Source organism: Mesorhizobium sp. M1406, assembly GCF_040317555.1.
GTDB lineage: Bacteria > Pseudomonadota > Alphaproteobacteria > Rhizobiales > Rhizobiaceae > Mesorhizobium.
The window spans coordinates 1-8,602 of the sequence record NZ_JAMYKW010000114.1 but is presented as its reverse complement, the minus strand read 5'-3'; the positions used below and the strand labels follow the sequence as shown (position 1 = coordinate 8,602).

Here is an 8,602-nt window from a genome sequence, read left to right as displayed (position 1 = left end):
GATTGAAACGAAAAGTGGCGGCGTGGGACGACGAATTCCTCGTAAGCGTCATCTCACGATAATTAACTCACCCGATTCCCCTGGCGGGCCGCCGCATTGGCGCATCCCGACGCATGGATCGACTGACCTGAGCATCGATCGGCTCGGCATAGGCTTGCTTGGCGGCCGGGTCATCGGCCAGAGCCGGGCCACGAATGGGCCAGATGTCGAGATGGCCGAGGAGGCTGATGCCGACCACGGCCGAGGCACCGTTTCCGGCTGAAAGGGCTGCAAACGGGGGTTGCAATTGGCAAGGGATTGGCGAAGATCGGCAACCGGGACGCGATCGTGGGAGATCATCATGAAATTTCTGGCGGCAATCTTTTCGCGGCAGGGTTTTGTCCTCCTGTTGCTGTCGGCAATTCTTGCCGCCTGCGCCGTCGTCGTCGATGAAGGACCGGGGCCGCGTCCGCGTCCGCCACGGCCAGAACCGCAATATTGCAGCAAGCAGTACGAGCCGGTCTGTGCCCGACGCGGCGGTGACCGCCAGACCTTCGCCAATGCCTGCCTTGCCGACCGGGCCGGCTATCGCATCGTGCGCGATGGTCCGTGCCGCGACGGCGGTGGCGGTGGCGGCGGTGAAGAGCAGACGTTCTGCACCCGTGAATACGCTCCGGTGTGCGCTCGTCGGAACGGCGAGATGCGGACTTTCCCCAACGCTTGCGAAGCCCGCGCCGCCGACTATCGCATCGTTGACGACGGGCCGTGCTGAGAAGGCAAGGCGTATCTTGCCTTTACACCTTTTTGTGGGAGAAAGTGGCCGAGCAAGCTCGGTCCTATGAACTGGGCTAGACAGAGTGAGGCGTGGAGTTCTTCCAGCACCCCTCAACCGTCTCGGTGCCGCCCGGCAATTCACCGATTGGGCGAGTCGGGAGTCTCGCCGGCTCTTCGGGCCCCCGCAAGGGAGAACCGAGGCGTTCGGTCATATTTCCGTCGGATAGGCTCCATCAGCCGGGCCGGCATAAAGCTCGCTGCCATTGTCGTCGGAAATGCGCAGGCGATCGGGGATTTGCGGCATGGCCAGCGTGTGGAACAGCGCGGTGGCACCCTGCAGCGCGGCGCGCAGGTTCGGCGCTTCCAGCGACACCTTGTCGAGCGTGGCTTCGTCGGCGTCGCGCGACCGATAGAACTCGATGAAGAAGTTCAAGCAAGCCTCCGTGGCAGAGCGTTGCGCGGGCCTGTTATGTCAGTCCGTCGCCTCACATAGGGCGACGGAGAGGGCGCACGAGGCGCCCTGGATGTCAGCTCAGCCCTTCGGCTTTGGCTTCAGGCTGCTCTCGGCCTGCTTGACCGACGAACCGAATGGGGAGGCGGGCTTGGCCACGACCTTGTCCTTCTTCGGCTTGCGCACTTCGCGGTTGCTTCGCTGTTGACCCTTGGACATGGTGTGCTCCTGCTGCGTGTTGGCTTGGCTTTGCGGTGGGGATCTCAGACGGTGACAACCGGGCTGTCGGCAACAACCGGATTGGCCGGTTCGAGATTGTCTTCGGTGGTGACCCGCTCATGGGTCTCCTGCTCACTGCGGATGCGGTATTGCGGCGAGCCGTCCTTGACCGGCAGCCGGCTCTTGATCTGGAACAGTTCGGCGGTCTTCTGGACCAGGCCGGTGCGGCTCTTCATCCGCACGATCTGACCAATCGCAAACTGGTGCGCGGGCGTGTCGGTGCGCGGGCGCGCATTCTGCTGGAAACGGATCATGCTGCATTCTCCCTGTCGCGCTTCAGCGCTGTTTCGAGTTCGAGGTAATCGATGGCGACAAGCTGGCTGGTGGGCGGGTTTTTCACTGCCCTTGCCGGCAGATGGATGAAAGTGGCGATACGGCGCCAGGCAAGCCGTGACATGCCCTCGATCAGCTCTTCGTCGTGATCGATGTCGTAGTCGCCGGCCGGCATCTGCCCTTCCAGTCCGCCGAGCACGAAAGGTGCCGCGAAATGCGCGATGGAGTGTGTGGTGCGGTCCGGCATTGTCTTAACCTATGCAAAGCAGCGATGCTGAAAGCAAAAAAGCGGGGACGTGCCCCGCTTTCCTATTTCCGGCAGTCGCTGGAAATAAGCCGCTTTCGAGAGCTGCCAGTACATCCGTGGTCAGCGTTCATCGAATTCGGCCGGATCAGATCAATTGCAAATTGGCGGCCGACTCGCGGCCCTTGGTGTCACGCTCCAACTCGAACCGCAGCTTCTGGCCTTCGGCGAGGCCGGGAAAGCCGGCGCGCTCCAGCGCGCTCACATGGACGAAAACGTCCTTGCCGCCATCGGTCGGCTGAATGAAGCCAAAGCCCTTCTGGCCATTGTAGAACTTCACGGTTCCGGTGTTCATGTGGGTCTTTCGAAAAAATGAGACATGGCCGCAGAGCGAATAGGCGCGCCCGGTATCGATGATTGGAATGAGATTGGCGGGTCGAGAACTTCTGACGCCGCGAGATGCCAATTCTGGCCCAAAGCGATCCTGTCTATATAGGCTAATGGGGCTGATTGTTCAAGAAGATTCCTGAAAACCTCGGACGGCGACAAAAAAATAGATCGCTGTAATTATTTAAAAAATTCTGATATGGATCGGCGACTTTCAAAAAAATGCTTAAATTTACGCTGGGCCGATTGTCCCAGAACTTGCATTTTATTTATTCACGGAAGGAAAAATCATGGTTTCTGTCAGAACCCCGAGAGGCACGACCGTAGCGACGATCATCAAGCCAACCATCATACACGCCGGTGCCGCTGGCCCGACCGGTAAGCCGCTGATCGTCAAGTCGGCGCGGCTGACCATCAGAAGCGATGAGGCGGCAAGGCGAACGATCGCCGATACCGATGGCACCGTGAGGCGGGCCAGACAGGTCGCCGAGACCAACCGCCTGATCTGACCTTCGCCGTTGATGGCAAGGGCGAGATACCAAGCGAAGCCTTGAACCCGCCGCGCCGATGGCCTAGACCGCCACAGGCGGACAAAACACGGCAGGTTTCCCATCAACAGAGATCAGAGACGAGCGGCGGGCGCGGGAGCCAGATCTGGCGCTGGGGGTCAGCCACCACTGGGGCTCGACCAGCGTGTGCAGCAGGCGCTGCAGCTGCATCAGGCCGGACGCCGGCAAGAGGCCGAGGCGATCTACCGGCAGGTGCTGGCGCAAAAGGCCAATCACGCCGCCGCGGCGCATTTCCTGGGGCTGCTGCTGCACCAGACCGGGCGCGGCGCCGAAGGGCTGGACCTGATCGAACAGTCGGTGCGCCTGCAGAGCGGCAATCCGGATTTTCAAAACAATCTCGGTACGGTGCTGCGCGACCTCGGCCAAGTCGCTGCCGCCGTCGACTGCTTCCGCAAGGCGGTGACGCTTCGGCCCGATCAGTTGGCGGCGCGCGACAATCTCGGTTCGTCGTTGAAGCAGCTCGGCCAGTTCGAGGGTGCCGAGGAGATCTATCGCGGCACGGTCGGGCGCAATCCCTTCCATGTCCGCGCCCGCATCGGTCTTGCCGAAACGCTGCAGGAAGCGGGACGCCTGGACGAGGCGCTTGCCGTCTTCCGCGAAGCGCTGGCGATCCGGCCCAAGGATGCCGACCTGCTGCATGGGCTCGGCGTCGGGCTGATGGAAAAGGGCAAGCTCGATGAAGCAGCCGACCTGTTCCGGCAGGCGCTGGCGGTCGATCCCGGCATGGCGAGAGCCTGGCTGATGCTGACGCAGGTCAAGCGCCAGAAGGAGCGCGACAGCGAACTCGCCAGCATGGAGGCTCAGCATGCCAAGGCGCCGCAGGACAGCCTGGCGCGCATGCAGTTGTCCTTCGGTCTCGGCAAGGCCAATGACGATCTGAAGGATTATGGCCGGGCCTTCGACTATTTCGCCGAAGGCAATGCGATCCGCCGCAAGGGGATCGACCACGATGCGGCCAAGACGCGGGCCGAGTTCGAGGCGATGAGGGCAACCTTCGACGCCGGCTTCTTCGAGAAGCACAAGCCCAGCTCAATCAGCGACGACACGCCGATCTTCGTCGTCGGCATGCCGCGCTCGGGCACGACGCTGGTCGAGCAGATCATCGCCAGCCATCCCCAGGTCTACGGCGCCGGCGAGCTCAGCATCCTGAAGACGGCGGTCGGCAAGCAGTTTCCCCTGACCATGAAGGGCGGCTTTCCCGCAGGGATCGCCGATATGCCCGACAAGGCTTTCGCCGAGGCCGGCGAGGCCTATCTCGACATGCTGCACGCCCGCTATCCCGGCTTCAAGCGTGTCACCGACAAGATGCCTGGCAACTTCCTGCTGATCGGCTTCCTGCATCTGATGCTGCCGAAGGCCAAGATCGTCCATTGCGCGCGCGATGCGGCCGCCACCTGCCTGTCGATCTACAAGGTGCATTTCCGTGGCGATAGCCATCGCTATGGCTACGATCTCGGCGAACTCGCCGATTTCCACAATCTCTACACCGACATCATGGCGCATTGGCACACCGTGCTGCCCGGCGTCGTGCATGATGTACGCTACGAGGATTTCGTCGCCGACCAGGAAGGCCAGACGCGGGCGCTGATCGCTCATCTCGGCCTGCCCTGGGACGATGCGGCGCTGTCCTTCCACGAGACCGACCGGCCGGTGCGCACCGCATCCGCCGCGCAGGTGCGCCAGCCGATGTATCAGGGCTCGGTCGATCTGTGGAAGCGCTATGGCGACCGGCTGAAGCCGCTGCTGGACAAGCTGGATTAGCGGCCTGGTTACAGTTTAGCCGAAGTCCCCAAGCTTCGTCATCCACGGGCGGAGCAGGCGCGCCTACAACTCCATGAACGGCTGGAAGCCGCCGAAGATCATGCGCTTCATATCGAACGGCATCGGCCCCCAATCGGGTGTCAAGCGCGGGTCTGCCATCACCTTGGCCATGACGGCATCGCGGCTCTCCCGCGATTCATAGACGGCCCAGGAGAAGACGACGATCTCGTCGTCCTTGGCCTGCACGGCGCGCGGGAACGAAGTGACTTCGCCATAGGGCACGTCGTCGCCGATACATTCGACATAGGCGAGCGCGCCGTGTTCCATCCATATAGGGCCCGCGAGGTTGGCCAGCCTCTTGTAGTCCTCGAGATTTGCCTTGGGCACGGCAAGCACGAAGCCATCGACATATGACATTTTGGGTCTCCTCCTGGAAGTTCACAGGGCCTCACCGACGCCAGCCGGTGAGGGGCTTCGCCATTGGCGGCAGATCAGGCTTTCTTCACCGGCGCGTTCATTGCCCACTCGACGCCGAACGGGTCGCGCGTATTGCCCCACTGGTCACCCCAGAACATGACCTGGAGCGGCACGGCGACTTCGCAGCCGGCATCGACGGCGCGTTTCCACCAGGCGTCTATGTCGTCGCTGCCGAGGTGAAGCTGCATGGTGTAGCCTTGCGGCTTGACGGCGGGCATCCCGTTTTCGGGATAGAAATCGGAGAGCATCAACGTCGAGCCGTTGATGTGGAGGTGAATGTGCATGGTGCGGCCTTTTTCGTCCGCCGGATAGGCAAAGACCTGCTCGGCGCCGAAGGCCTTCTTATAGAATTCGGCGGCCTTGAAGGCGCCGTCCAGTTGCAGATAAGGGGTCAATCCGCCGAGCACCTTGGCCGCGGGCTGAACGGGGGTCTGATCAGTCATGTCTTGCTCCTCTTCGCGTTTGGCTTGGCCTTGCGGACCGTAGGACGCTTGAGGTGACGGCGATCCTACATGGCCTCGAATTTTTTTCGAAGGCTGTGTCCGGACAGACCGGGCAACCGGCCGGCTCAAGCGAGAGGCGTGAAATGAACTTGCTTCGGCGGCCCCAATCAGAGCGATACGCATGACTGACCAGCGGCATAGTTGCCGGCCCCCGGCTGCATGGGTCAGGGTGCTCTGCGAATCCGGGGGCCGTTCCGCGCATCGATCACGATTTCCGGCCAGCCGATGTCCTTGCGCAACTCGATCGGCAGTGAAAGGAGGGCGCGCTCGCTGCGATAGCGGGCGCGGGCTTCCATGTAACGGGTGGTGATGCGGCCTATGGATGACAGGGTGAACATGATGCTTTGTCCTCGGTTGAAGCCGGCATCATTGTGTCGGCATTCCAAGGACGCGGTGCGTGGCGATCATCCGACAGACGGTCGAAAATTTTTGCGGCCACTGCAGGCGGCTCGATGCGGACTGCTGTGGAGCGCCTTGTATCAAGCAGCGGTTTCTAACCGCTCGATCGTCTCAAGGTCGGCTTTCTTGGCCTCTCCTTCCACGGCCAGATCGTAACTCGCCTGCATGTTCATCCAGAACTGCGGCGTGGTTCCGAAGAATTTCGCAAGACGTAGCGCGGTATCGGGCGTTACCGGTGTCGTCTCGCCGGCGAGGCGCTCGATGCGCGTGCGCGGCACATGCAGCTTTTTGGCCAGCGTGTAAGGCTTCAGGCCAAGCGGCACGAGATATTCCTCGCGGAGGATTTCTCCCGGATGAATAGGTGGGTTGATGTTCAGCATTTTGAAAACCTCAATGGTAGTCAGTTATCTCGACATCCTCGGCTTGTCCGTCCACCCAGCGAAAGCAAATGCGAAACTGATCGTTGATGCGGATCGAATGCTGACCGGCACGGTCGCCTTTTAGCGGCTCAAGCCGGTTGCCGGGAGGCGTCTTCAGGTCGGATAGTTCGGCGGCATTGTCGATCATGAACAGCTTCCGCTGGGCTGATCGAACAAGGTCCGACGGGAACCCCTTCGGAGCCTTGCCGTTCGAAACGGCCTCGCTGGTCTTGTCCTTGAACGAGCGTATCATCTGTCGTATCCGATCAGCGTACCTTCGCATGATACGCTTCGTAAAGTCAAGAAAACGTCTCATGTTATGATACGAATTTTGACCTGTTATCGGCAGGCTGAAATTTCACAGGCTTGGATATCGTCCCGCCACCAAAATCGTCAGCCGCCCGCTTCCGCTACCGAACGGAAGAAATCCTCCGGGTCCTCGACTTCGGTCAGTTTCCGCTTGTCGATCAGCCAGAAGCGGTTGCCGATGGCGCGGATGAAGGAGCGGTCGTGCGAGGCGAGCACGCAGCTCGCCTGATGCGCCAGCAGCTCGGCTTCCAGCGCTTCCTGGCCGTCGATGTCGAGATGGTTGGTCGGCTCGTCAAGCAGATAGAAGTTGGGATTGGCTAGCCTGAGCGTCAGCATCATCAGCCGCGCCTTCTGGCCACCGGACAACACGCCGATCTTTTTCTCCTGCATCTCGATGACCACGCCGGCGCCGGCCAGCAGCGACCGTGCACGCTGCTCGCCGACATCATAGCGGCACGAGACCAGCGCCAGCGGTGTGTCGTCGCCGCTGATGCCGGACAGCGCCTGGTCGCTGTAGCCGAGCACCGTGGACGGCGTCACCTTCACATTCCGCACCGTGTCCGGTTCGACGATGGCATTGCGGATCAGGGTAACGAAGCGCGACTTGCCGACGCCGTTGCGGCCGAGCAGGACGATACGATCGCCCTGGCAGATGTGGCGCTTGCCGGTCCTGAACAGCAGCGTGCCGTCGGGTGTTTCGACGGCCGCGTCGTCGAGCGTGACCAGCACCTTGGCGTGGGTGCCGCGATTGGCCAGCCTGATTGCACCGGCCGATTTCTCGCGATGCCCCGGAGCCGCCGCCTCTTCCAGTCTTTCCGCGCGCTGGTTGAGCTGCTTGGTCTTCACCGTCAGCAGATCGCTGCCCGAATTGATGCCGATGTTGTTGAGCTTGGCCGCCTGCCGGCGCAATTGCTGCGCGACCTTCATGTCGCGCTGGAACTTGCGCTCCGCCGAGGCGTCGACATCGTCGAGCGCCTGCCTGGCGCGGGAATAGGGCAGGGCAAACACCGGCGACTGCTCCGGGCGCAGGAACAGAGTCCGGTTGGTGGTGGCGTCCAGAAAGGCGCGGTCGTGGCTGGCGATCACCACCGGCACCTCGCGCGGCAGCGTGTTCAGCCAGGTCTCGAGTTGGCTGATGCGGGCAAGGTCGAGATGGTTGGTCGGCTCGTCGAGCAGCAGCACGTCCGGATCGGTTACCCAGACGCGGGCGATCAGCGCCAGCCGCTGCCAGCCGCCGCTCAGCGCCTGCATCTGCCGTTCGCGCATCGGCTCAGGTACATCGAGCGAGTCGAGAACCACGTCGACGCGCCACAGCTCGCTGTCGGCCTGCTCGGCCGGCAAGGCATCGGCCACCACCTGATGGAAAGTGTGGCTCAGAAGGGCAGGGGCAACGGACTGTTCAACATGGCCGACGCGCAGGCCGCGCGTGCGGGTGATGTCGCCGGAGGTCGGCTCCATCTCGCCGGTCAGGCATTTCAGCAAGGTCGACTTGCCGCGGCCGTTGGCGGCGACGATGCCGAGCCGATCGCCAGTGCCGATGGTGAGGTCGAGGTTGGAAAACAACGGCGCGCTCATGGTGACGCCGAGGGATTTGAGGCTGATCAGGGCCATTTTGATTTCTCTGGTCTTGGCCGCCTCTTTGTCGGAGCATGATCTTTTCCGAAAACCGGTTCCCACTTTTCGGGATCATGCTCTAGCCCGGATATCTCACACTGTCTTTTGGCGTAGGTCTGAAGCGGGGATTTTGCGAGCGCGTGAGTTGCAGGCAAGGGCTGTCG

15 protein-coding genes are annotated in these 8,602 nt (G+C 62.0%); 4 read left to right on the top strand and 11 right to left on the bottom strand.

Features of this window, described 5'->3' with window-relative positions:
- Together NKH03_RS33610 and NKH03_RS33605 are read left to right on the top strand one after the other, a co-directional pair.
- Positions 1 to 262, top strand: a 262-nt coding sequence (locus NKH03_RS33610) for a hypothetical protein (protein WP_352973154.1), incomplete at its 5' end; no start/stop codon positions are given.
- A gap of 78 nt (positions 263 to 340) precedes the next feature.
- Positions 341 to 751: a Kazal-type serine protease inhibitor family protein gene (locus tag NKH03_RS33605; RefSeq protein WP_352973153.1), complete on the top strand. Its 411-nt coding sequence runs from the start codon at positions 341 to 343 to the stop codon at positions 749 to 751.
- A 210-nt stretch (positions 752 to 961) separates the two neighbouring features.
- On the opposite strand, the gene NKH03_RS33600 is transcribed toward NKH03_RS33605, so the two are convergent.
- The 5 genes from NKH03_RS33600 to NKH03_RS33580 all read right to left on the bottom strand — a co-directional run bounded on the left by NKH03_RS33600 (position 962) and on the right by NKH03_RS33580 (position 2,355).
- Positions 962 to 1,186: a hypothetical protein gene (locus NKH03_RS33600; protein ID WP_352863888.1), complete on the bottom strand. Its 225-nt coding sequence runs from the start codon at positions 1,184 to 1,186 to the stop codon at positions 962 to 964.
- 99 nt (positions 1,187 to 1,285) lie between these two features.
- On the bottom strand, positions 1,286 to 1,423 hold the full coding sequence (locus NKH03_RS33595; RefSeq protein ID WP_352863886.1) for a hypothetical protein: 138 nt from the start codon (positions 1,421 to 1,423) through the stop codon (positions 1,286 to 1,288).
- Positions 1,424 to 1,467: 44 nt separating this feature from the next.
- Positions 1,468 to 1,737, bottom strand: a complete 270-nt coding sequence (locus NKH03_RS33590; RefSeq protein WP_352973151.1) for a hypothetical protein — start codon at positions 1,735 to 1,737, stop codon at positions 1,468 to 1,470.
- Positions 1,734 to 2,003: a hypothetical protein gene (locus NKH03_RS33585; RefSeq protein WP_352973149.1), complete on the bottom strand. Its 270-nt coding sequence runs from the start codon at positions 2,001 to 2,003 to the stop codon at positions 1,734 to 1,736. The genes NKH03_RS33590 and NKH03_RS33585 overlap by 4 nt, the downstream gene beginning before the upstream one ends.
- Positions 2,004 to 2,148: 145 nt before the next feature.
- Entirely contained in the window at positions 2,149 to 2,355 is a 207-nt protein-coding gene (locus tag NKH03_RS33580) for a cold-shock protein (RefSeq protein ID WP_352863882.1), read from the bottom strand.
- Positions 2,356 to 2,677: 322 nt separating this feature from the next.
- Between NKH03_RS33580 and NKH03_RS33575 the strand changes: the two genes are divergently transcribed.
- Entirely contained in the window at positions 2,678 to 2,896 is a 219-nt protein-coding gene (locus NKH03_RS33575; RefSeq protein WP_352863880.1) for a hypothetical protein, read from the top strand.
- A gap of 186 nt (positions 2,897 to 3,082) precedes the next feature.
- Positions 3,083 to 4,717, top strand: coding sequence for a tetratricopeptide repeat-containing sulfotransferase family protein (locus NKH03_RS33570; protein WP_352973148.1), 1,635 nt, complete (start codon positions 3,083 to 3,085; stop codon positions 4,715 to 4,717).
- Between the two features lie 63 nt (positions 4,718 to 4,780).
- Here the strand turns inward: NKH03_RS33570 and NKH03_RS33565 are convergent, their stop codons facing one another.
- The 6 genes from NKH03_RS33565 to NKH03_RS33540 all read right to left on the bottom strand — a co-directional run bounded on the left by NKH03_RS33565 (position 4,781) and on the right by NKH03_RS33540 (position 8,435).
- Positions 4,781 to 5,134, bottom strand: a complete 354-nt coding sequence (locus tag NKH03_RS33565; RefSeq protein ID WP_352973147.1) for a DUF1428 domain-containing protein — start codon at positions 5,132 to 5,134, stop codon at positions 4,781 to 4,783.
- Between the two features lie 74 nt (positions 5,135 to 5,208).
- A complete protein-coding gene (locus NKH03_RS33560) occupies positions 5,209 to 5,637 on the bottom strand; it encodes a VOC family protein (RefSeq protein WP_352973146.1) in 429 nt (142 codons plus the stop codon).
- Between the two features lie 224 nt (positions 5,638 to 5,861).
- Positions 5,862 to 6,035: a hypothetical protein gene (locus tag NKH03_RS33555; RefSeq protein WP_352863872.1), complete on the bottom strand. Its 174-nt coding sequence runs from the start codon at positions 6,033 to 6,035 to the stop codon at positions 5,862 to 5,864.
- A gap of 141 nt (positions 6,036 to 6,176) precedes the next feature.
- The gene (locus tag NKH03_RS33550; protein ID WP_023768797.1) at positions 6,177 to 6,476 is read right to left on the bottom strand and encodes a HigA family addiction module antitoxin; all 300 of its coding nucleotides are present in this window, start codon (positions 6,474 to 6,476) and stop codon (positions 6,177 to 6,179) included.
- 10 nt (positions 6,477 to 6,486) lie between these two features.
- Entirely contained in the window at positions 6,487 to 6,768 is a 282-nt protein-coding gene (locus tag NKH03_RS33545) for a type II toxin-antitoxin system RelE/ParE family toxin (protein WP_352863870.1), read from the bottom strand.
- A 140-nt stretch (positions 6,769 to 6,908) separates the two neighbouring features.
- A complete protein-coding gene (locus NKH03_RS33540; RefSeq protein ID WP_352973145.1) occupies positions 6,909 to 8,435 on the bottom strand; it encodes an ABC-F family ATP-binding cassette domain-containing protein in 1,527 nt (508 codons plus the stop codon).
- Positions 8,436 to 8,602: the final 167 nt, after the last annotated feature.

Excerpts from the sequence above, each read along its gene's own strand:
- NKH03_RS33565 (WP_352973147.1), bottom strand. The coding sequence starts at position 5,134 with ATGTCATATGTCGATGGCTTCGTGCTTGCCGTGCCCAAGGCAAATCTC.
- NKH03_RS33575 (WP_352863880.1), top strand. The coding sequence starts at position 2,678 with ATGGTTTCTGTCAGAACCCCGAGAGGCACGACCGTAGCGACGATCATC.
- NKH03_RS33595 (WP_352863886.1), bottom strand. The coding sequence starts at position 1,423 with ATGTCCAAGGGTCAACAGCGAAGCAACCGCGAAGTGCGCAAGCCGAAG.
- NKH03_RS33605 (WP_352973153.1), top strand. The coding sequence starts at position 341 with ATGAAATTTCTGGCGGCAATCTTTTCGCGGCAGGGTTTTGTCCTCCTG.
- NKH03_RS33580 (WP_352863882.1), bottom strand. The coding sequence starts at position 2,355 with ATGAACACCGGAACCGTGAAGTTCTACAATGGCCAGAAGGGCTTTGGC.
- NKH03_RS33545 (WP_352863870.1), bottom strand. The coding sequence starts at position 6,768 with ATGATACGCTCGTTCAAGGACAAGACCAGCGAGGCCGTTTCGAACGGC.
- NKH03_RS33590 (WP_352973151.1), bottom strand. The coding sequence starts at position 1,737 with ATGATCCGTTTCCAGCAGAATGCGCGCCCGCGCACCGACACGCCCGCG.
- NKH03_RS33585 (WP_352973149.1), bottom strand. The coding sequence starts at position 2,003 with ATGCCGGACCGCACCACACACTCCATCGCGCATTTCGCGGCACCTTTC.
- NKH03_RS33555 (WP_352863872.1), bottom strand. The coding sequence starts at position 6,035 with ATGTTCACCCTGTCATCCATAGGCCGCATCACCACCCGTTACATGGAA.
- NKH03_RS33550 (WP_023768797.1), bottom strand. The coding sequence starts at position 6,476 with ATGCTGAACATCAACCCACCTATTCATCCGGGAGAAATCCTCCGCGAG.
- NKH03_RS33560 (WP_352973146.1), bottom strand. The coding sequence starts at position 5,637 with ATGACTGATCAGACCCCCGTTCAGCCCGCGGCCAAGGTGCTCGGCGGA.
- NKH03_RS33540 (WP_352973145.1), bottom strand. The coding sequence starts at position 8,435 with ATGGCCCTGATCAGCCTCAAATCCCTCGGCGTCACCATGAGCGCGCCG.